A 22,978-nucleotide genomic window follows, 5' to 3' on the forward strand; every position below is an offset into this window, starting at 1 on the left:
CTGGCTTAAATTTCCTGCGCCCTGATAAATAATCACTGCGGCGTCTTGTTTTTTTTGTGCCGATAATGATAATCAGTATCGTTTGTGTTTACGCATCTTTACGTCACTTTACGCGAACTAAAACTACTGAGGATCAGGCATGTTTGTACCCTTTCTAATTATGCTACGCGAAGGGCTGGAAGCAGCACTTATTGTCAGCCTGATTGCCAGCTACCTGAAGCGTACCCAACGCACCCGCTGGTTCGGTGCCATGTGGGCTGGCGTCTTTACTGCTGCCGCGCTCTGTCTGGCGCTTGGCGTGTTTATCAACACCACAACCGGTGAGTTCCCGCAAAAGGAACAGGAGCTGTTTGAAGGTATCGTGGCGGTGATAGCAGTAGCGATCCTTACCTGGATGGTTTTCTGGATGCGTAACGTTTCGCGCAACGTCAAAGCGCAACTGGAAGATGCCGTCGACCAGGCGCTGCAAAAAGGCAGTCACAATGGCTGGGCGCTGGTACTGATGGTGTTTCTTGCCGTGGCACGCGAAGGGCTGGAATCGGTCTTCTTCCTGCTGGCCGCCTTTACCCAGGATGTGGGGATGGCGCCGCCCGTTGGCGCTGTGCTCGGACTGATCATGGCTGCGGCTATCGGCGCGCTAATCTACTGGGGCGGCGTCAAACTCAACCTGGCAAAATTTTTCAAATGGAGCAGCCTGTTTATCATTTTTGTTGCCGCCGGCCTGGCTGCCGGGGCGATCCGCGCCTTCCATGAAGCGGGACTGTGGAATCACTACCAAACCATCGCCTTTGATCTCAGTAACGCACTCTCCACGCACACCCTGTTCGGGACGCTACTGGAAAGCCTGCTGGGTTACCAGGAGACGCCTACCGTTAGCGAAGTCGCAGTCTGGTTTATCTATCTGATTCCGGCGCTACTGTTCTTTTTTATGCCTGCCCGGCCGGGTGCCGCAGCGGCACGTTCAACAAGCTAAAACCAATGGCGCGTTTGTCGCGCCTGTTTGTGACTTTAACAGGGACTACATTGATGACCATGATTTCTCGCCGCAAAGCCTTACTGGCTTCTCTTCTGGCGTATTCCGCTGTGTCCGGCGCGGCTGACGTGCCGCAGGTAAATGTCAGCGTTAACGATAAACAGTGTGAACCGATGGCGCTTACCGTTAATGCCGGTAAAACCCAGTTTATTATTCGTAACAACAGCCAGAAAGGACTGGAGTGGGAGATCCTCAAAGGCGTTATGGTCGTAGAAGAGCGTGAAAATATCGCGCCGGGCTTTACGCAAAAGCTCACCGCCAATCTTGAGCCTGGCGAATATGAGATGACCTGCGGCCTGCTCAGCAACCCGAAAGGCAAACTGATCGTTAAGGCGACCGGCACTGAGCAGAGCAGCGGCAAACAGGCTGAGCTGATGCAGCTAAGCGGGGCGATTACCAAATATAAAAGCTGGGTTGTTGGCGAAGTGGCGCAGCTGGTCAGCGGCACTAAAGCTTTCACCGACGCGGTTAAAGCGGGTGATGTGAAAAAAGCGCAGTCGCTCTATGCGCCAACCCGGCAGCACTATGAGCGTATCGAACCGATCGCTGAACTCTTCTCGGACCTGGACGGCAGCATTGACGCGCGTGAAGATGACTATGAACAAAAAGCGGCGGATCCTAAATTCACCGGTTTCCATCGTCTGGAAAAAGCACTGTTTGGCGATCGCAGCACCGAAGGCATGAACGATTATGCCGATCGTCTGTATCAGGACACGCTGGAACTGCAAAAACGCATCAATGCGCTGGCTTTTCCGCCGGGCAAAGTGGTGGGCGGCGCAGCTGGCCTGATTGAAGAAGTCGCCGCCAGCAAAATTTCCGGTGAAGAAGATCGCTACAGCCGTACCGATCTGTGGGATTTCCAGGCCAACGTTGATGGCGCGCAGAAAATCGTCAATCTGCTGCGTCCGCAGCTGGAAAAAGCCAATCCGCAGTTGCTAAGCAAGGTGGATAACAACTTCAAAAAAGTCGATGTCATCCTGACCAAATACCGTACGCAGGATGGCTTCGCCTCATATGAAAAATTGACCATAACCGATCGCAACCGCTTAAAAGGGCCGATTACCGTCCTGGCGGAAGATTTGGCTCTGTTGCGTGGCACGCTGGGACTGGATTAAGCCGGATGGAAAAAGTGACCGACGCGGCGATGCTTTCACGGCGTCGCCTGTTAAAAGGACTTGGTCTGTTGAGCGGGGCCGCTGTGGTTGGCAGCGGTTGCCCGGTAAGCGCTGCGGCGGCGGAAAGCTTCTCGCCAGGGGCGCTTTCTCCCAATGCCCGGGAAGAGCGCCAGCCGTTTTACGGGCCGCACCAGGCCGGGATCACCACGCCGCAGCAGGCTGCGATAATGCTGGTGGCTTTTGATGTGCTGGCAGGCGATAAAAACGACCTTGTGCGGCTGTTTAAACTGCTCACTGAACGCATCGCTTTTCTGACCATGGGCGGCATGGCACCGCTGGTCACCAATCCCCAGTTGCCGCCGCTTGATTCCGGCATCCTTGGCGAACGTATCTGGCCCGATAATCTGACGATCACCGTTTCGGTAGGCGAGGCGCTGTTTGACGATCGTTACGGTCTTACGGCGCTGAAGCCTGCAAAGCTGCAAACCATGACGCGTTTTCCCAACGACGCGCTGGACGCGGAAAGCTGTCATGGTGACCTGCTGCTGCAGATTTGCGCCAACACCAACGATACCGTGATCCATGCGCTGCGCGATATCATTAAACATACGCCTGATTTGCTGGCGGTACGCTGGCGGCGCGAAGGCTTTATCCCGGACCATGCGGCGCGCAGTAAAGGCAAGGAAACGCCCATTAACCTGCTGGGCTTCAAAGATGGTACGGCCAATCCCGACGCCACAAACCGGGCTTTAATGGATTCGATACTGTGGGTGACGCAGGATCAGCAGGAGCCCGCCTGGGCCGTGGGCGGCAGTTATCAGGCGGTACGCATTATTCAGTTTCGCGTCGAGTTCTGGGACCGTACGCCGTTGGGTGAACAGCAGACCATCTTTGGCCGTGAAAAGCTCAGCGGCGCGCCGCTGGGGATGAAACATGAGCACGACGAACCGGATTACGCGCAGGATCCGCAGGGGGAGATGATTCCGCTGGATGCACATATTCGTCTGGCCAACCCACGTACGCCGGAAACACAAAGCAGCCTGATGCTGCGTCGTGGCTACAGCTATTCCGCCGGCATTACGTCTGCGGGTCAGCTGGATATGGGGCTGCTGTTTGTGTGCTACCAGCACGATTTAGAAAAAGGATTTTTAACCGTGCAACAACGGCTCAATGGCGAGGCGCTGGAGGAATATATTAAACCCACAGGGGGCGGCTATTTCTTTGTGCTGCCGGGCGTGATAAATAATCAACATTATCTGGCTCAGTCATTACTGGAGGCCTGATTAACTTACGATTTCCCGCCAGGTTATAAATGGCGGGAGACGGTTTTTTGCTCGATCTTTCTCTTTGCTATTCCGCTTTCTTTCCTGTTATGAAATTTCTGAATTATCTCACCACTATTTTTGTTTTTTAACTCCCTGATTTATAAATATAAATTAACAGAGTCACTTTTCTATGGATGCCGGACGGTTATTTTTTATTCATTTGGTTAAAATTGCTATTGCAAAATTATAAGAATCTGTTGCACTTTATACAGGTCGGTAGTCTGTAATGCTCAGCTTCCTCGATGGAGAATGCGAATGGAAAAGTCCTGTAATGGACAGCCCGTTTTAAATAAAAAACATCGCAAGACTTTTCGCGAGAGTTTTTCTTTCTCCAGACTATTTGCTTCTTTTATCAATCCTCTCGGCTTAACTCGTCCCTTTTATGATTTCCGGCGTATGTCTGCGGCATGCGCTCATTCAATGGCTCGTAAGGCTCTGAAGGAAGCCACCCTCTAAAGCGTTCACGTAATCGCACCAGACCAGCTCCGGTGCGGGAAATGAAACCAACTGTAAGGTGCCACTATGGGAAGACAGAAAGCAGTGATCAAAGCGCGTCGTGAAGCACGCAGAGTGCTTCGTAGCGATTCACGCAGCCACCGGCAGCGTGAAGAAGAATCGGTCACCTCGCTGGTGCACATGGGCGGCCTGGACGCCATCGGTATGGCGTGTGATTCACGCGATCGTTCACCTATCGAAGCGCGTAATGAGGCTCAGGCGCACTATCTTAACGCCATAGAGACGAAGCAGCTGATCTTTGCAACCGGCGAAGCAGGTTGCGGTAAAACCTGGATCAGCGCTGCAAAAGCAGCAGAAGCCCTGATTAACAAGGATGTCGACAGGATTATCGTGACCCGACCGGTGCTGCAGGCCGACGAGGATCTGGGCTTTTTGCCTGGTGATATCTCTGAGAAGTTTGCTCCCTATTTTCGCCCGGTCTATGACGTTCTGGTTAAACGTCTCGGCTCTTCCTTTATGCAATACTGTCTGCGTCCGGAAATTGGTAAGGTGGAGATCGCTCCCTTTGCCTATATGCGCGGACGTACGTTTGAAAACGCGGTGGTCATCCTTGATGAGGCGCAAAACGTCACCGCTGCCCAAATGAAAATGTTTTTGACCCGCCTGGGCGAGAACGTCACGGTTATTGTCAACGGCGACATTACCCAGTGCGATCTGCCGGCGGGGGTGACATCGGGCCTGGCCGATGCGCTTGACCGTTTTGTAGAAGATGAAATGGTAAGCGTAGTGCGGTTCGGGAAAGAGGATTGTGTGCGTTCCGCGCTCTGTCAGCGCGCGCTGCACGCTTATAGTTGATTGAGTGAGTAGCTGTAGCCCAAGCCCGGACGTCAGTCCGGGCTTTTTTATACATACAAAAAAGCCTGAACTTTCGCTCAGGCTTTCTCATTAAATATGGCGGTGAGAGGGGGATTGACTCGCTTCGCTCGCCCTGCGGGCAGCCTGTGGCTGTCCAACCGGCTTTGCCGGTTGTCGAACCCCGGCGGGGCTTCTCATCACCCCTCTCTGTGGTGCTTTATGCAAATAAAAAAGCCTGAACTTTCGCTCAGGCTTTCTCATTAAATATGGCGGTGAGAGGGGGATTCGAACCCCCGATACGTTGCCGTATACACACTTTCCAGGCGTGCTCCTTCAGCCACTCGGACACCTCACCGTATTGTCTGCTGACACCGCGCTGGGTGGCAACGGGGCGCTACTATAGGGAGTTGTTATAAAAGGGTCAAGCACTATTTTTCCCTTTTATTAGCGCCGGTTAAGCCTTATACAATTCGCCTCGCCTGCAATAGCTTAAGAAGATGACTTCACGCGGTTAGCAAAACTTTTACGCAGCTTCTGCAGCTTGGGTGGAATGACCGCCATGCAAAAACCGTTGCGCTGGCCTTCGCCTTCCCAATAGTTCTGATGGTAATCTTCTGCCGGGTAAAACTCTTTCAGCGGCTCGATAGTGGTCACGATCGGATCGCTGTGATCCTGCTGCGCACGCGCGATCGCTGCTTTGGCTTCCGCTTCTTGTTCAGCGTTCGCCGGGAAAATCGCGGAACGGTACTGAGTACCGATATCATTGCCCTGACGGTTCAGTTGGGTCGGATCGTGCGTAACAAAACTGATATCCAGCAGATCGCCATAGCTCACTTTCTCCGGATCAAAACCGATGCGGATGGCTTCGGCATGTCCGGTTGCGCCGCTGCATACCTGCTCATAGGTTGGGTTAGGGCGCGTTCCGCCGGTATAGCCGCTCTCTACAGATTCAACGCCAATGATGTCCTTGAATACCGCTTCGGTACACCAGAAACATCCACCTGCAATTACCGCATATTCAATTGCCATTGTTTTACTTCTCCAGATTGGGTCGTGACGCTAAGGGAGCCATCCTCGCATAATCTGCTATTCACCGGCAATTAACGCCGCTCTTTCTGTTCAGCTAACCGGCTAACTGGAAAATTTTTCATGTTAAATCAGCATCTCCGGCTTGAATTTCTTATGCTGATCGCTGGTTTGTTCGCCCATAACCCGAAACAGACCTTCGCCGGTATAGTGCAGCGTAGCAGGGAAGGCTACCTGGGGATCGACGTGCGCCTTTACCACTTCAAAGATGAAAAAGTTGTAATTATCGACCAGCGCGCCGTCGTAAAGCCGACATTCAAAACTGGCGAAACACTCGGCAATCAGCGGCGCTTTAACCACGCTGCCCGGTTCAATGCTCAGGCGGTTAGCTGCGAACTTATCCACCTCATCGCCGTGACTGTTGCCAATGGCCACCACCTGATCGATTAACTCGTGGGTAGGGACATTTATCACACATTCGCCGCTGTTACGGATGAAATCGTGGCTGACATTCATGCTGGCGATCATACAGCCCACCAGCGACGGTGAAAATTCCAGAATGGTATGCCAGCCCAGCGTCATAATAGCGCTTTGGTTTTCCCAGCTCGATGTCACCAGAACCACCGGGCCAGGTTCCAGATATTTGCGCACTTTTTCCACAGGAAAGTTTTGCTTATTGTAATCAGTCATAATGCCTCCACTGGTGAAAGAGACTCTTCTCTGAGTGTAGCGGGTGACGCGCGCGGCACCAGCGAAGGCCCGCATTAACGGCTACGCAGACGAACAATCAGGTCGTCCGCCGCTGCCAGCGTCGCCAGAGCTATCACACCGCTCCGGCCCGCCTGTGCCAGTTTATGGCGCTAATGCGCGAAGTGATGCCACCTGTTATTGACACTCAGCCGCCTCAGCATTTGCATGCTAAACTGTGATCCACGCCTACTGCAGGGATTGACCCCGGCGTCAGGCATCAGCCAGGATGGAATCTTCCCTTTCTCACTGAGAAAACTCTATGTCCGCACGTATAGTGATTGTGGTTGATATGCAAAACGGCGTTTTTAATACGCCGCGTTTCGATCGGGCAGGGCGCGTCGCCTGTATTAATCAACTGATTGACGCCGCTGAACACACCATTTTTATTCAACATCTGGATACGGATATGCAGCCAGGAACCGAAGCCTGGCAAATATTACCGGAGCTGCATCAGCCGCCGGGCTCGCTCTACATTAATAAACAGGCATGCGATAGCTTCTGGAACACCGAACTTGATCAGCTGTTACAACGGCTGGATGCCTCCTCCTTTGTGATCTGCGGCTGCGCCACCGACTATTGCGTGGATACTACCATTAAAGTCGGCAGCAGCAAGGGATACGCTATCCGCGTGGCAGCCGACGCGCATACCACCTCCAGCCGCCGCTGGGCCACGGCAGAGCAGCTGATTGAGCAGCATAACGAAGTCTGGGCCAATCTTATCCTGCCGGGTAATGGTGTGCAGGTGATCAGCACCGCTGAGATCGTACAGGCATGGCGTACCGCCGCCTGATTTCTGCGCGCCTTCTATACTGCTTTATAAAGGAGGCGCTATGTGCGGACGTTTTACTCAAATTCAATCACGTGAAGCCTGGCTGTCAGCGCTTGAAGGCCAGGCAGAACGCAATATCGCCTGGGATGAGCAGCCGATCGGGCGCTACAACGTTGCGCCCGGTAGTCATGTGCTGCTGTTGAATCACCGCGACGATGCGCTGCATCTCGATCCCATATTTTGGGGCTATGCGCCGCCCTGGTGGCATAAAGCGCCTTTGATCAACGCTCGCGTAGAAACGGCGGCAGAAAGCAAAATGTTTCGTCCGCTGTGGCAGCACGGGCGCGCCGTGGTGATGGCCGATGGCTGGTACGAATGGAAACGTGAGGGCGAAAAGAAACAGCCTTACTACATCTATCATCGCCAACGCCAGCCGCTGTTTTTCGCGGCGATAGGTCATGCGCCTTATGCACGTCCGCAGGAAAAAGAAGGGTTTGTGATTATCACCGCAGCCAGCGATCGCGGCATGGTCGATCTGCACGACAGGCGTCCGTTGGTGCTGGAAGCGCAGGCGGTAAGCGAATGGCTACATCCTGATACCTCCGCTCAGCGCGCTGGCGAGCTGGCCGGGCAGGCAGCACTGGATGCGCAGCAGTTTAGCTGGCACCCCGTTAGCCGCGCAGTAGGCAATCCACATCATCAACAGCCGGAACTGGTGGATCCCATCGAGGACCCGCTCTGTTAAACCAGTAAGTCCACCTTTTTTTGCAAAATTCAGTATGTTCTGAAAATTAGTACATTCCTGGCGAAGCCGGAATTGGTGACTATACTGGTTTGGTACGATGTCCGCATAAAGTGATGCGAGATGGGCAGTCGGCTCAGGGCCGGCCAGGTAACAGGTCAACCCGGAAGAGTCGCCATCATTAGCTATCCAGCATTGTGCCACTTGTCTCATCCAGCCACGCTGTAAACCTGCCCAGTTTCGTCATCCTTTTGCTGCATCAAAAATTTCTAAGCGCGTTAACCCAAAGCCCTTATTCGGCTGGTTAAACGTGTTAATCCGAGCAGGAGGAAGAGTGTGACAACCGTAGCAGTAGAAAACCACGTATTACCTTCCCTGAGCGGCGGCCTCTATGCATTCTTCTTTGATGTTGACGGTACGCTGGCTGCGATCCAGTCGCGTCCCGACGAAGCTTTTATTCCTGAGCCGGTACGAGAAACGCTGCTGACGCTTTCACGATTAAGCGAGGGCGCACTGGCGCTGGTCTCAGGACGTCCCATTCATGAGCTGGATATGCTGGCCGCGCCGTTACGGGTGCCGGCAGCTGGCGTACATGGCGCGGAACGACGCGACGCCAGCGGCGAACTGCATCGTATTTCTCTGCCAGCCTCGATGGGCCAGGAGCTGAGCGATACCCTGCACAATGCCATGGCGCAGTGGCCGGGTACACAGCTGGAAACCAAGGGCATGGCGTTTGCATTGCACTATCGTCGCGCCGTGCAGTATGAAGATGAAGTCATGCAGCTGGCTCAAAAGCTGGTTGAACATTATCCGACGCTGTCGCTGCAGCCGGGTAAATGTGTAGTGGAAATCAAGCCACAGGGTGTGGATAAAGGCGAAGCGATCAAAGCATTTATGGGAGAAGCGCCGTTTGCCGGACGTATTCCGGTATTTATTGGTGATGATTTAACGGATGAAAAAGGATTTCGCGCGGTTAACGCGCTGCAGGGCATATCCGTAAAAGTCGGTGAAGGTTCAAGCGAGGCGCACTTTCGCCTGAAAGGGGTAAGTGAGGTCTATGCCTGGCTGGAGCAAATCAAATTACAATTAGATCAAGACAAGACAACGTCGGTAAGGAGTCAAGGTTATGAGTCGCTTAGTAGTCGTATCTAACCGTATCGCTGTACCAGATGGATCAAAAGCCAGCGCTGGCGGTTTGGCGGTGGGTATCCTGGATGCACTGAAAACGACCGGTGGATTATGGTTCGGCTGGAATGGAGAGATCAGCGCCATTGGTGAAGAAGATAGTGAAGAAATCGATATTGTTAAACAGGAAGGCATTACCTACGCCTCTTTCCCGTTGAATCAAAACGATTACGATCTCTACTATTGCCAGTTCTCCAATACCGTTATTTGGCCCGCTTTCCATTACCGTCTCGATTTAGTGCAGTTCCAGCGTGAAGCATGGGACGGCTATAGTCATGTGAATGAGCTACTGGCAGAACGCCTGCTGCCGCTGATTGAACCAGACGATATTCTGTGGATTCATGATTACCATCTGCTGCCGTTTGCTGCCGAACTGCGTAAGCGCGGGGTAAATAACCGGATTGGTTTCTTCCTGCATATCCCTTTCCCAACGCCAGAAATCTTCAACGCGCTGCCGCCGCATAAAGAGCTGCTGGAAATGCTGAGCGATTACGATCTGCTGGGCTTCCAGACGGAAAACGATCGCCAGGCTTTCCTGGAGTGCATGGCGATGCTGACCCAGGTTCAGCATAAAGGGCCGAAACTGCATCGCGCCTTTGGCAATACTTTTGCTACCGAAGTCTATCCAATCGGTATCGAGCCAGACAGCATCAAAGAGATGGCAGAAGGCCCGCTGCCGCCGAAGATGGTGGCAATGAAACGTGAGCTGGGCGATGCGAAGAACATTATCGCCTGTGAGCGCCTGGACTATTCCAAAGGTCTGCCGGAGCGTTTTCTGGCTTACGAAGCGCTGCTGGAGAACTATCCACAGCATCGCGGCAAAATTCGCTATTCACAGATCGCGCCGACTTCACGCGGCGATGTGCAGGCGTATCAGGACATTCGTCACCAGCTGGAGACGGAAGCAGGGCGCATCAACGGTAAATACGGCACTCTGGGCTGGACGCCGCTCTACTATCTGAACCAGCATTTCGATCGCCGTCTGCTGATGAAAATTTTCCGCCTGACCGACGTTGCGCTGATTACGCCGCTGCGTGACGGCATGAACCTGGTGGCTAAAGAGTACGTTGCCGCACAGGACCCGGAAGATCCGGGTGTACTGGTGTTGTCACGCTTTGCAGGTGCGGCAAACGAGCTGACCTCGGCGCTGATCGTCAACCCCTACGATCGCGATGAAGTGGCGGCGGCGCTGGATAAGGCATTAACCATGTCGCGTACCGAGCGTATTTCTCGCTATAACGACATGATGACTATCTTGCGCAAAAACGATATTAGCGCATGGCGTGAAAACTTCCTGCAGGATTTGCGCGCGATTACGCCGCGCTCTGAAGATGGTAAGACGGACAACAAGGTCGCAACCTTTCAACGTCTTGCCTGATTAAGCTAACGCATCGACAGGGAGGTTGATGCGTTTTCTCTTTTTTGCCGCCGTTTACTCAGCCGTTACGCCTGAAGAGGCTGAAATAAGCTACCAGTAAAAACGCCTGAATCCCGCATAAAATAATGCATTCCCGCTTATTAATAGACTAAACGAAAAAACGCGCAAAGCAGTGTGCTTAGGCTATTTTTTGTGCAGTTGCGAACTATTTGCGAAAAATAACGCGTTTATTGATAAAGAACCGCTTATCCGTGCCGATAGTAGATCACTACCCTCCGTCTTCGCATAAAATCATTCATATTCCTTATGTAACAGCTTGTTACACCTTCTGCTATGCTCTATACAATGACGCTTCACTGTTAACGAACCGTTGCCATAAAGCGGTGATCCGACCTCTTGACTCCTGCTAATTCAATCCACTTCGTACGAAACAATTACCCTAAGTGATTAATTTCACAACGGGTTCATTGTGCCCGATCCAGTATTAAATATGGCGGTTACGAAAATATATGGATGTTAATTTTGCGTAACAGCACATTTTTCCTTTTCCAGATAAAATCTGGGCAAAAAGCAACCTTTTGATGCGAATTTGTTAACAGAAAGCTAAAAACTTAGCAAAAAGTGGCTTTTTTGCTGGTGTAATGAACTATTCACAAGCGTTACTGATGGATTTTTTTTGAGAATTTGCGTTAAAAGTGTGACGTGGATCACACTTTATCTAAAATTTTACCGATCGCTCGTTGTATGTCGAAATCAGAGGGGATACATTTGCACTGCTTTCGGAATTATCTTAAAAAACTGTAAGCGAACGTCACGGAAGACAGCAACAACTCAAGTAATGCATGGCCTGGTGTTATGACTATTACTGACTCAGTATCCCGGTGGGATGTGAAAACGTTCAGAAAATGTTTGGCTTCTGCCGCTGATTTTTTGCCATCTTTAGATTTACCAGCCAGCAACCAAGAATGCGGTAACCATTCCGCACAGTTAAAAGTAGTGTTAGTCAGGATGGGAAAAAAATGGGTACATCCGAATTATTAAAACATATTTACGATATCAACTTGTCATATTTGCTGCTTGCTCAACGTTTAATTAACCAGGAAAAAGCTTCTGCAATGTTCCGTTTGGGTATCGATGAGTCAATGGCTGATACTTTGTCGCAGTTAACGCTGCCGGAAATGGTTAAATTAGCGGAAACTAACCAGTTAGTATGTCAGTTTCGGTTTAACGACCATAATCTTATTAACCGCTTGACGCAGGAATCGCGTGTGGATGATTTGCAGCAAATTCACACAGGTATTCTATTATCCAGCCGTTTATTACGCGATGCTGCAAAAGATGAAGCGCCGAAGAAGAGGGCGGTATAATGAGCGAAAAAAGTATTGTACAGGAAGCACGTGATATTCAACTGGCGATGGAATTAATTACGCTGGGTGCGCGCCTGCAAATGTTGGAAAGTGAAACGCAGCTTAGCCGTGGCCGTTTAATCAAATTATATAAAGAGCTACGTGGCAGTCCGCCGCCAAAAGGCATGCTGCCGTTTTCTACCGACTGGTTTATGACCTGGGAACAGAATATTCATGCTTCAATGTTCTGTAACGCCTGGAAGTTTCTGCTGAAAAGCAAACTCACCAGCGGCGTGGATGCAGTTATCAAAGCTTATCGTCTGTATCTTGAGCAGTGTCCGCAGTCGGATAATGGCCCGCTGCTGGGGCTGACCCGCGCCTGGACTCTGGTGCGCTTTGTTGAGAGTGGCATGCTCGAACTGTCCGACTGCAAATGCTGCGGTGGAAGCTTTATCAACCATGCGCATCAGCCAGTAGGCAGCTTTGCCTGTAGCCTGTGCCAGCCGCCGTCACGTGCGGTAAAAAGACGTAAACTTTCGGTAGAGACTGCCGATAACAATTCACAACTGCTGGATGAACAGGTTAAACACGCCGTTTAAGTTTGTTCGCACTGTGAAAGGCATCCAGCAGCGGTTTTTAACCGCTGCTTTTTTTTGTCCTCACTTTGACGAATAACGCCTGCGGCTCTCTGGCTTAACTTCCACCAACACGTTACTGACGTAAGGATTTATTGTGCTGGTTATCTTGGGTTATATCCTCGTTGTTGGCTCGGTGTTAGGCGGCTATATGATGGTCGGCGGTCACCTGGGCGCGCTTTATCAACCTTCCGAACTGGTTATTATCGGCGGGTCCGGTATTGGCGCTTTTATTGTCGGCAATAACGGCAAAGCGATTAAGGCAACGTTAAAAGCGTTACCAATGCTGTTCCGCGGCTCTAAATATAATAAAGCCGTGTATATGGACCTGATGGCGCTGTTATATCGTCTGATGGCCAAATCACGCCAGCAGGGCATGATGTCGCTGGAACGCGATATTGAAAACCCCAAAGAAAGTGAAATTTTCGCTAATTACCCGCGCATCTTGACCGATAACAGGTTAGTGGACTTTATTACCGACTATATGCGGTTGATGATCAGCGGCAACATGAACGCGTTTGAAATTGAAGCGTTGATGGATGAAGAGATCGAAACCTACGAGCATGAATGCGACGTGCCAGCGCAAAGTATCGGCGCGATGGGCGATTCGCTTCCGGCTTTCGGTATCGTGGCGGCGGTGATGGGCGTGGTGCACACGCTGGCTTCAGCGGATCGTCCGGCGGCAGAGCTGGGCGAGCTGATTGCCCATGCGATGGTCGGTACGTTCCTCGGTATCCTGCTGGCCTACGGCTTTATTTCGCCGCTGGCATCAGTGCTGCGTCAGAAATGTGCGGAAAACACCAAGATGATGCAGTGCATCAAGGTGACGTTGCTTTCCAGCCTGAACGGCTATGCGCCGCAGATTGCCGTTGAGTTTGGTCGTAAAACGCTTTATTCCACCGAGCGTCCGTCGTTCACCGAACTGGAAGAGCACGTACGCAACGCGAAATCAGCCGGTAAACAGAATTCGGGCCAAGACGCATGAACAACCACAATCACCCCATCGTAGTGGTAAAAAAGCGCAAGCATAAAAAACATGAGGGTGGTCACGGTTCATGGAAAATCGCCTACGCCGATTTTATGACCGCGATGATGGCGTTTTTCATGGTGATGTGGCTGATCTCGGTCGCAAACCCCAAGCAGCTGACGCAGATTGCAGAATATTTTCAGACGCCGCTAAAAGTGGCGTTGTCTGGCGGTCAGCGCAGTAGCGACAGTGAAAGCCCGATTCCCGGCGGCGGCGACGATCCAAGCAGAAAAGAAGGGGAAGTACAGAAACATATCGATCTGGACGCGGAAAAACGCAAGCTGGATAAGCTCCGTCTTAACCGCCTGCGCGAACGCCTCGACCAGCTGATCGCGTCCGATCCGCGCCTGAAAACGCTGCGACCGCACTTGATTATTAATCTGGTTGATGAAGGATTACGCATCCAGATTATCGATAGCCAGAACCGGCCAATGTTTAAAACCGGCAGCGCGCAGGTTGAGCCTTATATGCGCGATATTTTGCAGGCTATTGCGCCGATTTTAAACGATTTGCCAAACAAGATCAGTCTTGCAGGCCATACCGATGATTTTCAGTACGCCACGGGCGATCGCGGCTACAGCAACTGGGAACTGTCGGCCGATCGCGCCAACGCCTCACGTCGTGAGCTGGTGGCGGGTGGCCTGGATGGCAGCAAAATGCTGCGTGTGGTGGGCATGTCCGACACCATGCGGCTGAAAAACCGCGGCGGCAATGAGGCGATAAATCGTCGCATCAGCCTGCTGGTGCTAAATCGCGACACTCAGGCGCAAATCGAAAAAGAGAATGCCGAAAGTGACGTTGTAGAGCTAAGCGATCCACAGAGTATTAAACAAATTACCGCGCCGGCTCAGCCGTCTGCTGCGGTCATAAACCCAGATCTTCAACCTTCACAGGCCGCGCCGGTCAGTCAGGAGAAGCCGGTAACCGATTTACCGCCAGCTCCTGCCAGCACGCCGCAGCCTGATCGCGACTCACAGCAGAGGTGATAACCGTGAGCATGGATATCAGCGATTTTTATCAGACGTTCTTCGATGAAGCTGACGAGCTATTGGCGGACATGGAGCAACACCTGCTGGGGTTAGACCCGCAGGAGCCTGATTCGGAACAGCTTAACGCCATTTTCCGTGCAGCCCATTCGATCAAAGGGGGGGCCGGCACCTTTGGCTTCGTGGTTTTGCAGGAAACCACGCATATCCTGGAAAATATTCTGGACGGTGCGCGCCGGGGCGAAATGCAGCTCAGCACTGACATCATCAACCTGTTTTTGGAAACCAAAGATATTATGCAGGAACAGCTCGATGCCTATAAGGCGGGTCAGGAGCCTGACGCCGAAAGCTTTAAATACATTTGCGAAGCCCTGCGCCAGCTGGCGCTGGAAGCAAAAGGCGAAACGATCGCGCCAGCGAAAACCGCTGAAGCCGAACCGGTTACCGCTGCGCCTGCTGCTGCATCTGGTCTGCGCCTGAAGCTGAGCGCTCTCAAGCCGAACGAAGTGGCCCTGTTGCTGGAGGAGCTGAGCAACCTCGGCACCGTTAGCAATGTGCAGAAGGGGGAAACCAGCCTGGAAGCCACGCTCGACACCACCATCGATAAAGATGATTTGGTGGCGGTGCTCTGTTTTGTTATTGAAGAATCTCAGATCAGTTTCCTGGATGCGGCCTCTGCGCCTGCACCTGTGGTAGCGGAACCGGAACCGGCTGCGCCGACCACTATGGCCGAAGCGGAGATCGCTGCGACGCCAGCCACGGTCACCGAACTGGTGCCAGCAGTAAAACGTGAAACAAAAAAGGCCGCGCCGGCGAAAACCAGCGAATCGAGCAGTATTCGTGTGGCAGTTGAGAAGGTTGACCAGCTGATTAACCTGGTTGGTGAACTGGTGATTACTCAGTCAATGCTGGCGCAGCGCTCTGGCGCGCTTGACCCGGTTGCTCACGGCGATCTGTTGAACAGCATGGGCCAGCTGGAGCGTAACGCGCGCGATCTGCAGGAATCGGTGATGTCTATCCGTATGATGCCGATGGAGTATGTCTTCAGTCGCTTCCCGCGTCTGGTGCGCGATCTGGCCAGCAAGCTGGGCAAAGAAGTCGAACTGACGCTGCTGGGCAGCTCAACGGAACTGGATAAGAGCCTGATCGAACGCATTATCGATCCGTTAACGCACCTGGTGCGTAACAGCCTTGACCACGGGATTGAATCGCCCGAGAAGCGTGTTGCCAATGGTAAAACCGCAGTGGGCAATCTGACCCTGTCAGCAGAACATCAGGGCGGCAATATCTGCATCGAAGTGATTGACGACGGCGCCGGTTTGAACCGTGAGCGTATTCTGGCGAAAGCGCTCTCATCTGGCCTGCCGGTCAGCGATGCGATGAGCGATGAAGAAGTCGGCATGCTGATCTTCGCCCCTGGTTTCTCTACCGCCGAGCAGGTTACCGACGTATCGGGCCGTGGCGTTGGAATGGATGTGGTGAAACGAAACATCCAGGAGATGGGCGGCCACGTTGAGATCGCCTCGAAGCAGGGCAAAGGCACCACTATCCGTATTCTGCTGCCGCTGACGCTGGCGATCCTTGACGGCATGTCAGTACGCGTCGCGGATGAAGTGTTTATCCTGCCGCTGAATGCGGTGATGGAATCACTTCAGCCAAGCGCAGAAGATCTGAAGCCGCTGGCGGGTGGCGAATGCGTGCTTGAAGTACGTGGTGAATATCTGCCGCTGGTAGAGCTGTGGAACGTTTTTGATGTGCAGGGCGCGAAAACCGAGGCGACTCAGGGCATCGTGGTGATATTGCAAAGCGCGGGCAAACGCTACGCCTTGTTGGTTGACCAGCTGATTGGCCAGCATCAGGTTGTGGTGAAAAACCTTGAGAGCAACTATCGCAAAGTACCGGGCATCTCCGCCGCCACCATCCTTGGTGATGGCAGCGTCGCGCTGATCGTTGATGTCTCTGCACTGCAATCATTGAACCGCGAAAAGCGCGTGGCCGGCGCCGCGTAAACGTAACCAATTAGGGGCAAACCTATGACTGGAATGGCAAATGTAACGAAACTGGCCGGTGAAACCGTCGGACAAGAGTTTCTGGTTTTTACGCTCGGTGACGAAGAATACGGCATCGATATTCTGAAAGTGCAGGAGATCCGTGGTTACGATCAGGTGACCCGTATCGCCAATACCCCCGCGTTTATCAAAGGGGTAACTAATCTGCGCGGCGTGATTGTACCCATCATCGATCTGCGCGTGAAGTTCGCGCAGCCGGGCGTTCAATACAACGATAACACCGTAGTAATTGTGCTTAATCTGGAGCATCGCGTAGTGGGCATCGTAGTGGATGGTGTTTCTGATGTGCTGTCGCTGACGACCGATCAGATTCGTCCTTCGCCGGAATTTGCGGTGACCATGTCTACCGAATACCTGACAGGGCTTGGTGCGCTGGGTGAGCGGATGCTTATTTTGGTAGATATTGAGAAGCTGTTAAGCAGCGAAGAAATGGCATTAATGGATACTTTGCGTAGCGCGTAAAATATACCGTTAACCCCGACAGGTAATAAACCTGATAAATTGTAGCGGGGTGACACAATAAAAAAAGGGCGTCATAATGACGCCCTTTTTTTATGTCTTTGGGAAATTTCTTATTCATCAATAGTTGCATATTAATGCTGTTGCAGATTAGCCCGTGTCGGAAACATCTGCAATTACCGATCACTTAAAATAACGCGTCGCACGGGGAAAGAAAACAGCGAATCACGGCTGCAGGTAAGGCCGCAGTAATAACGGAGTATCTGAAGTAAACCCATCCATGACAGCGTATTCTTTACACAAACTGTTATTTTTGTGTTTGAAATAAGGGAACTATATGTTTAAAAATATAAAGATTGTAACGGTGTTGTATGCCGTGCTGGCATTATTTAGCCTAATGCAATTAACAACTAACGGTTTGTTCTATTACTCTCTGCAAAAAAATCAGCATAATATTGAAATTGACCATGTTATTCGCGTGCAGCAAGAGCACTTATATGATCTTGGCACGACGTTGTTAAAAGCACGTAATACCCTGGCTCGCTACGCACTTTATTTAACGCTACATGAAAAAGATAAAAGCCTTGCTGCTTCCTCGCAGGAGTTGTGGGTTAGCTCCAAAAAAAATCTGGAGGAGGCTGAAACGATATTCCATGCATTTCAGCAATCGCTAAAACAGTCGCAAGAGAAGGATAATGATGAGGTTATCGCGGCTTACCACCAGCTGCATCAGGCGTTGAGCGAGCTGCGACAGATGTTAAATAAAGGTGATATGGCAGGCGCTCTGGCGCAGCCCACGGAACAATATCAGGAGTGCTTTATTCTGGCTTATGAAAACTGGCTGAGGAAAAATCAGGCGCTGATTAAAGAAGCCAACGCGATAAACGAACGGGATCATGAGTATTCAATCGGGCTATCCATTTTTATTTCATGTCTGTCGGTTATCAGTACCGTTTTAATGTGGATCATGCTGCGACGCATCTTGCTAAAGCCGCTGATGTCCACAATGGAACATATCAAGCGTATTACGCGCGGTAATCTCACGGAAGACATCGCTGCTGAAGGTGATAACGAAATGAGCCAACTGGCGCTCAGCCTGAGTGAGATGCAACACTCTTTGCGGTGCACCGTCAGTGATGTGCGCGGTGGGGCGAACACTATTTATCATAGCGCCACCACCATTTCTCACGACAGCGGCGACCTGGCATCCAGAACCGAACAGCAGGCGGCTTCCCTGGAGCAGACGGCTGCCAGCATGGAAGAGCTGACCGCCACGGTAAAACAGAACGCTGATAATGCCCGCCAGGCATCGCAGCTGGCCCTGAGCGCATCGGAAACGGCGCAGAAGGGCGGCAAGGTGGTAAACAATGTCGTGACCACCATGAGCGAAATATCCCACAGTTCGAAAAAGATGGCCGACATTATCAGCGTGATTGATGGCATCGCCTTCCAGACCAACATTCTGGCGCTGAATGCGGCGGTGGAAGCGGCACGTGCCGGTGAGCAGGGACGTGGCTTTGCAGTCGTCGCCGGTGAGGTACGCAGCCTGGCAAGCCGTAGTGCGCAGGCGGCAAAAGAGATCAAACACCTGATTGACGAATCGGTCAGCTGTGTGGATACCGGCTCCGTGCTGGTGAGCAGCGCAGGTGAAACCATGCATGAAATTGTCAGCGCGGTAAAACGCGTGACCGATATTATGGCTGAGATTGCCGCCGCTTCGGATGAACAGAGTCGTGGAATTGAACAGGTAAGCCAGGCGGTGACGGAAATGGATAGCGTAACCCAGCAAAATGCCGCGCTGGTAGAGGCATCTGCCGCCGCCGCCGCCGCGCTGGAAGAACAGGCCAGCCGCCTGAGTAAAGCGGTAGCGGTGTTTACGCTGCCGGGTGGCAGTAACAGCATAGAGGCGCAGAAGACATCGCTGATGTTGACGCAAACTCACGCCAGGCTGGAAAACAAAGCGCAAGCTGCTGAAGACAATTGGATCACATTTTAACCGCTGTATCTGCTTTTCTGATGCCGTCACCCGGCGGCATCAGTTTTACTAATCCGTCCGCTTTTTTTAGTTCAATAAATAAAACTTACCCCTTCCTTGCCGATAACAGACTGGTAGTCATTTTCTCAATACCAGGGGTAAATATGTTAAAGCGAATTAAAGTGGTGACCAGCCTGATTACAGTGCTGGTCATTTTTGGCGTAATGCAGCTACTGGCGGGTGGGCTGTTTTTCCATGCGCTAAATAAAGATAAAACCAATTTTAACGTTTCACAAACGTCCAGTCAGAACATCGCCGCGTTGACCGATGCCTGGATTGCGCTTAACCAGACGCGTATCACGCTTAACCGTGGCATGCTGCGTTTGCAAAGCTCTCTGGCCAGCGAGATTAATGGCGGCAAACTGGATGGACTGGTGAAGCAAAGCCGGGCGCAGCTGGCAGAAGCGGAAAAACATTACCGCGAATATAAGGCGCTGCCAAACACGCCAGGGCTGGATGAGCAATACAATAATCTTTCACTGCGCATGGAAGAAAAATATACCACGTTGGCCAAGACGTTATCTGAGATGACCGACCTGCTGGAAGCGAAGCAGCTGGAAGGGATGTTTAAGCTCAATATTGAGCAGAAACAGGATGAGACCCAGGCGGTCTATACCGAATGGCGCAACGCGCAGGCGGAGCTGTCAGCCAAAGGCATCGCTGAAAACGAAACCGCCTTTAATATCATGCTGTGGATCCTGGGCATCATTATGGTGCTGGTCGTGACTGTGATTGTACTTTGCTGGTTTGGCCTGCAGAACATTCTGCTCGCGCCGCTGCATAAAACCATGCAGCACATCAAAGCGATCGCCGCAGGCGATCTGACGCAGCCGATCGAAGTGGAAGGGCGCAATGAGATGAGCCAGCTGGCCGCCAGCCTGAAGCATATGCAGCAGGAGCTGGTGCGCACCGTCAGCGACGTGCGCGACGGTTCAGACGCCATCTACACCGGCGCAAGCGAAATCACCGCCGGCAGCAACGACCTCTCTTCCCGTACTGAACAGCAGGCCGCCTCGCTGGAGCAGACCGCTGCCAGCATGGAAGAGCTGACCGCCACGGTGAAACAGAACGCGGAGAACGCCCGTCAGGCGTCGCAGCTGGCGCTGAGCGCGTCGGAAACCGCACAGAAGGGTGGCAAGGTAGTGGACGGCGTGGTGAAAACCATGAGCGAAATTGCCGGCAGTTCGAAGAAGATCGCCGACATCATCAGCGTGATCGATGGCATCGCCTTCCAGACCAACATTCTGGCGCTGAACGCGGCGGTGGAAGCGGCGCGTGCTGGCGAGCAGGGCCGTGGCTTTGCGGTGGTTGCCGGTGAAGTGCGTAACCTGGCGCAGCGCAGCGCCCAGGCGGCGAAAGAGATTAAATCACTGATCGAAGACTCGGTTTCCCGCGTTGACACCGGCTCCGCGCTGGTAGGTACCGCTGGCGAAACCATGAGCGATATCGTCAGTGCGGTAACGCGCGTAACCGACATCATGGGCGAAATCGCCTCGGCGTCGGACGAGCAGAGCCGTGGGATTGACCAGGTGGGCCTGGCGGTGACCGAAATGGATCGCGTAACCCAGCAGAACGCCGCACTGGTAGAAGAGTCCGCCTCTGCTGCTGCCGCGCTGGAAGAACAGGCCAGTCGCCTTAGCCAGGCCGTATCAGTGTTTAAAGTGCGTCAGGAGCAGGCTGGTCGTTCAATGCCGCTGAAAACGCCGGTACTGAGCAAGCCTGCCGGAACAAAGCTGGCAGCGGCCCCTGCTACTGACAGCAACTGGGAAACCTTTTAATTCTTTTACCCCTGCATCCGCGAAACAACCATAACCAGGGATGCCGTTCTGTGACGGCATCCCTGTGCGGAAATGTAAAGCGCACTAAACCTACATTTACAGAGCAATACAGGTTCGGGCGGCGGTTAATTTCAGATAAGGATAAAGATCCTGATAAGCGTGCCGATAAATCCATTCATTCAACCACGCTTTAAGGTTCACTATGTTTAAACATATTAAAGTTGTGACGGCACTGATCCTGGTGCTGACGATATTCGCTGGACTGCAGCTTGCTTCAAGCGGGCTGTTTTTCAATGCCCTGAAAGGGGATCGGCAAAATTTTATGCTGACGCAGAAGATCCAGCGTGAGCAGATCAATCTCAACGCCGCCTGGGTAGCGTTGATTCAGGCGCGTAACACCCTTAACCGCGCCGGTATCCGCTATATGCTGGATGCCAATAATGCGGGCAGCGGCAGCACCGTTGCCGAGCTGGTAGCGCTGGCCAATCAGCAGCTGGAAGCAGCGGATAAAAGCTTTGCCGCCTATCAACAGGAAGTGCCGGATGATGTCAAAAACCTGGCTTACCTGGTGGCGATAAATGAAAAATATAAGGTGCTGCATGACGCGTTAACCGAGCTGGTGCAAATGCTGGGCGCAGGCAACCTGAAAGGGTTTGTTGACCAGCCGACGCAGGGCTATCAGAACGATTTTGAAAGTGCTTATAACACCTGGGCACAAACCACCAGCACCTTTATGGCCGCCGGTGCCGAACAAAATGAGAGCGCCTATCAGCGTGCACTGTGGATCATTGGCATCGTTCTGTTGGTGCTGGCAAGTATCGTTGCGCTGGTCTGGACCGGTATGCACCAAATTCTGCTGCGTCCGTTGAAAACCACTATGGATCATATCCGTTATATCGCCGCAGGCGATCTGACGCAGCCGATTGAAGTGGAAGGGCGCAATGAGATGAGCCAGCTGGCCGCCAGCCTGAAGCATATGCAGCAGGAGCTGGTGCGCACCGTCAGCGACGTGCGCGACGGTTCAGACGCCATCTACACCGGCGCAAGTGAAATTACCGCCGGCAGCAACGACCTCTCTTCCCGTACCGAGCAGCAGGCCGCCTCGCTGGAGCAGACCGCTGCCAGCATGGAAGAACTGACCGCCACGGTGAAACAGAACGCGGAAAACGCCCGTCAGGCGTCGCAGCTGGCGCTGAGCGCGTCGGAAACCGCACAGAAGGGTGGCAAGGTGGTGGACGGCGTGGTGAAAACCATGAACGACATCGCCGGCAGCTCGAAGAAGATCGCCGACATCATCAGCGTGATCGACGGCATCGCCTTCCAGACCAACATTCTGGCGCTGAACGCGGCGGTGGAAGCGGCGCGCGCCGGCGAGCAGGGCCGTGGCTTTGCGGTGGTTGCCGGTGAAGTGCGTAACCTGGCGCAGCGCAGCGCCCAGGCGGCGAAAGAGATCAAAACGCTGATTGAAGACTCGGTTGCCCGCGTCGATACCGGTTCAGTACTGGTGGAAAGCGCTGGGGAAACCATGAGCGATATCGTCAGTGCAGTAACGCGCGTGACCGACATCATGGGCGAAATTGCCTCGGCGTCGGACGAGCAGAGCCGTGGGATTGACCAGGTGGGCCTGGCGGTGACCGAAATGGATCGCGTAACCCAGCAGAACGCCGCGCTGGTGCAGGAGTCTGCTACTGCCGCTGCCACGCTGGAAGAACAGGCCAGCCGCCTCAGCCAGGCTGTCGCCGTGTTCAGAATTCGTAAAGAATTTGCTGCCGCCGCCGTTAACGTTAATACGGCAGCGAAAAAGTTGCAGAGCGCTACGCCGACAACGGCAGCGCGCAAATCCACCGGCACGGATGAGAACTGGGAAACCTTCTGATTAAGTGCGCAGTGGCAATAAGCGATGTGTTGACAGCAGGAAGTCCTTGTCCAGTTTCGAATAATGGCGAGCCACACGAACGGCCGCCAGCCAGATTGGGTCACACAGCAGAATGCCGCGCTGAGAGAGGAAG

Annotated in this window: 19 protein-coding genes, 1 tRNA gene and 1 pseudogene; 18 read left to right on the forward strand and 3 right to left on the reverse strand. The window is 52.8% G+C overall.

All coding sequences use genetic code 11. The annotated features are described in order from the left end of the window. The first annotated feature begins 139 nt into the window (after positions 1-139). From efeU to phoH, 5 genes are all read left to right on the forward strand, one after another. Complete coding sequence (gene efeU, locus ACQE3Z_RS03620; protein WP_426972198.1) at positions 140-973, forward strand: iron uptake transporter permease EfeU; 834 nt, start codon at positions 140-142, stop codon at positions 971-973. A gap of 53 nt (positions 974-1,026) precedes the next feature. Next, positions 1,027-2,148, forward strand: a complete 1,122-nt coding sequence (gene efeO / locus ACQE3Z_RS03625) for an iron uptake system protein EfeO (protein WP_426972199.1) — start codon at positions 1,027-1,029, stop codon at positions 2,146-2,148. Between the two features lie 5 nt (positions 2,149-2,153). Beyond that, complete coding sequence (gene efeB / locus ACQE3Z_RS03630) at positions 2,154-3,431, forward strand: iron uptake transporter deferrochelatase/peroxidase subunit (protein WP_426972201.1); 1,278 nt, start codon at positions 2,154-2,156, stop codon at positions 3,429-3,431. A 297-nt stretch (positions 3,432-3,728) separates the two neighbouring features. Further along, complete coding sequence (locus ACQE3Z_RS03635) at positions 3,729-3,929, forward strand: hypothetical protein (RefSeq protein WP_426972202.1); 201 nt, start codon at positions 3,729-3,731, stop codon at positions 3,927-3,929. 66 nt (positions 3,930-3,995) lie between these two features. Beyond that, complete coding sequence (gene phoH, locus ACQE3Z_RS03640) at positions 3,996-4,784, forward strand: phosphate starvation-inducible protein PhoH (protein ID WP_085071414.1); 789 nt, start codon at positions 3,996-3,998, stop codon at positions 4,782-4,784. A 267-nt stretch (positions 4,785-5,051) separates the two neighbouring features. On the opposite strand, the gene ACQE3Z_RS03645 is transcribed toward phoH, so the two are convergent. From ACQE3Z_RS03645 to ACQE3Z_RS03655, 3 genes are all read right to left on the reverse strand, one after another. Beyond that, positions 5,052-5,139 (reverse strand) — tRNA-Ser (locus tag ACQE3Z_RS03645). 134 nt (positions 5,140-5,273) lie between these two features. Next, positions 5,274-5,813: a peptide-methionine (S)-S-oxide reductase MsrA gene (gene msrA, locus ACQE3Z_RS03650; protein WP_085071416.1), complete on the reverse strand. Its 540-nt coding sequence runs from the start codon at positions 5,811-5,813 to the stop codon at positions 5,274-5,276. 123 nt (positions 5,814-5,936) lie between these two features. After that, positions 5,937-6,500: a flavin reductase family protein gene (locus ACQE3Z_RS03655; protein ID WP_426972203.1), complete on the reverse strand. Its 564-nt coding sequence runs from the start codon at positions 6,498-6,500 to the stop codon at positions 5,937-5,939. A gap of 319 nt (positions 6,501-6,819) precedes the next feature. Between ACQE3Z_RS03655 and ACQE3Z_RS03660 the strand changes: the two genes are divergently transcribed. The 13 genes and pseudogenes from ACQE3Z_RS03660 to ACQE3Z_RS03720 all read left to right on the forward strand — a co-directional run bounded on the left by ACQE3Z_RS03660 (position 6,820) and on the right by ACQE3Z_RS03720 (position 22,845). Then, positions 6,820-7,350: an isochorismatase family protein gene (locus ACQE3Z_RS03660; RefSeq protein WP_085071418.1), complete on the forward strand. Its 531-nt coding sequence runs from the start codon at positions 6,820-6,822 to the stop codon at positions 7,348-7,350. A 40-nt stretch (positions 7,351-7,390) separates the two neighbouring features. Next, on the forward strand, positions 7,391-8,074 hold the full coding sequence (locus ACQE3Z_RS03665; protein WP_426972205.1) for an SOS response-associated peptidase family protein: 684 nt from the start codon (positions 7,391-7,393) through the stop codon (positions 8,072-8,074). Positions 8,075-8,407: 333 nt separating this feature from the next. Beyond that, positions 8,408-9,201, forward strand: a pseudogene (gene otsB, locus ACQE3Z_RS03670) (trehalose-phosphatase). Then, complete coding sequence (gene otsA, locus ACQE3Z_RS03675) at positions 9,198-10,634, forward strand: alpha,alpha-trehalose-phosphate synthase (RefSeq protein WP_426972207.1); 1,437 nt, start codon at positions 9,198-9,200, stop codon at positions 10,632-10,634. Before otsB ends, otsA begins: the two are co-directional and overlap by 4 nt. A 1,019-nt stretch (positions 10,635-11,653) precedes the next feature. Then, the gene (gene flhD / locus ACQE3Z_RS03680) at positions 11,654-12,001 is read left to right on the forward strand and encodes a flagellar transcriptional regulator FlhD (RefSeq protein ID WP_085071421.1); all 348 of its coding nucleotides are present in this window, start codon (positions 11,654-11,656) and stop codon (positions 11,999-12,001) included. After that, the gene (flhC, locus tag ACQE3Z_RS03685; RefSeq protein WP_426972208.1) at positions 12,001-12,579 is read left to right on the forward strand and encodes a flagellar transcriptional regulator FlhC; all 579 of its coding nucleotides are present in this window, start codon (positions 12,001-12,003) and stop codon (positions 12,577-12,579) included. The genes flhD and flhC overlap by 1 nt, the downstream gene beginning before the upstream one ends. A 133-nt stretch (positions 12,580-12,712) precedes the next feature. After that, complete coding sequence (gene motA / locus ACQE3Z_RS03690; protein ID WP_426972209.1) at positions 12,713-13,600, forward strand: flagellar motor stator protein MotA; 888 nt, start codon at positions 12,713-12,715, stop codon at positions 13,598-13,600. Further along, a complete protein-coding gene (motB, locus tag ACQE3Z_RS03695; RefSeq protein WP_426972211.1) occupies positions 13,597-14,628 on the forward strand; it encodes a flagellar motor protein MotB in 1,032 nt (343 codons plus the stop codon). Before motA ends, motB begins: the two co-directional genes overlap by 4 nt. A gap of 11 nt (positions 14,629-14,639) precedes the next feature. Further along, positions 14,640-16,637 carry a chemotaxis protein CheA gene (cheA, locus tag ACQE3Z_RS03700; protein ID WP_426973047.1) on the forward strand — a complete coding sequence of 666 codons (1,998 nt, stop codon included), beginning with the start codon at positions 14,640-14,642 and terminating at the stop codon, positions 16,635-16,637. Between the two features lie 24 nt (positions 16,638-16,661). Beyond that, positions 16,662-17,159 carry a chemotaxis protein CheW gene (cheW, locus tag ACQE3Z_RS03705; protein ID WP_085071426.1) on the forward strand — a complete coding sequence of 166 codons (498 nt, stop codon included), beginning with the start codon at positions 16,662-16,664 and terminating at the stop codon, positions 17,157-17,159. Positions 17,160-17,493: 334 nt separating this feature from the next. Beyond that, positions 17,494-19,152 carry a methyl-accepting chemotaxis protein gene (locus ACQE3Z_RS03710; RefSeq protein WP_426972213.1) on the forward strand — a complete coding sequence of 553 codons (1,659 nt, stop codon included), beginning with the start codon at positions 17,494-17,496 and terminating at the stop codon, positions 19,150-19,152. Positions 19,153-19,295: 143 nt separating this feature from the next. Continuing rightward, positions 19,296-20,969, forward strand: a complete 1,674-nt coding sequence (locus ACQE3Z_RS03715) for a methyl-accepting chemotaxis protein (RefSeq protein ID WP_426972214.1) — start codon at positions 19,296-19,298, stop codon at positions 20,967-20,969. A gap of 202 nt (positions 20,970-21,171) precedes the next feature. Next, a complete protein-coding gene (locus tag ACQE3Z_RS03720) occupies positions 21,172-22,845 on the forward strand; it encodes a methyl-accepting chemotaxis protein (protein ID WP_426972216.1) in 1,674 nt (557 codons plus the stop codon). The last annotated feature ends 133 nt before the right edge of the window (positions 22,846-22,978 follow it).

The sequence above is a fragment of the Pantoea sp. FN0307 genome, assembly GCF_050113815.1.
Classification (GTDB): domain Bacteria; phylum Pseudomonadota; class Gammaproteobacteria; order Enterobacterales; family Enterobacteriaceae; genus Mixta; species Mixta alhagi.